Origin of the sequence: Bradyrhizobium sp. IC3123 (assembly GCF_020193625.1) — a bacterium.
Taxonomy (GTDB): Bacteria; Pseudomonadota; Alphaproteobacteria; order Rhizobiales; family Xanthobacteraceae; genus Bradyrhizobium; species Bradyrhizobium yuanmingense.
Genome location: NZ_JADYVF010000059.1, coordinates 1 through 514, shown reverse-complemented (window position 1 = coordinate 514; position 514 = coordinate 1). Strand labels below are relative to the sequence as shown.

At 60.5% G+C, this 514-nt stretch carries 1 protein-coding gene; it reads left to right on the top strand.

All coding sequences use genetic code 11. The features are described from left to right. The first annotated feature begins 56 nt into the window (after positions 1–56). The gene (locus I6F20_RS37610) at positions 57–437 is read left to right on the top strand and encodes a hypothetical protein (RefSeq protein ID WP_225114829.1); all 381 of its coding nucleotides are present in this window, start codon (positions 57–59) and stop codon (positions 435–437) included. Positions 438–514 lie beyond the last annotated feature (77 nt).

Below are 514 nucleotides of genomic sequence, written 5' to 3'. Positions count from 1 at the left end.
AGACCTTCAAGCCTGAGGTGACCTGAGCTTGCCGTGGGCATCAGGAGGTCGCTCCCGTGCGACAGCGGCCCATCAACGGCGTCGAGCCGGAAAGAACCGAGGATGACATTACGCGTGAGCTGCTCGGCCCCAGGGGCGTTCCGGGCGGTCCCGATCCCGCCCGCATGGTCCCGCAGGTCGAGAAGAACACGCCAAAGCACATAAGGTGGAGAACCCCGAGCTCCCGCGATGAACCGAGCGCCAGAAACCGGAACCTTGTTGATCTGGTCAAGGGCAGAGAGGCGGAACGGGTAGTGACAAATCAACGTTGCTCCGAATTGCGGGGCGCCTTTGATTGCGGTGCAATGATGCAGGACGCTCAGAAGTACATCAACATTGCCGCTCTAATCGCGCTCGCTGGTTGGCTTGGTCTCTGTTTCAAGATGGGCTGGTACTGATGGGGCGGCTTACGCCCGGAGTAGACCACATCGGCCCCAGCCTGGAGGTTTTTCCGGATCGAAAAACGAGCTGGGAC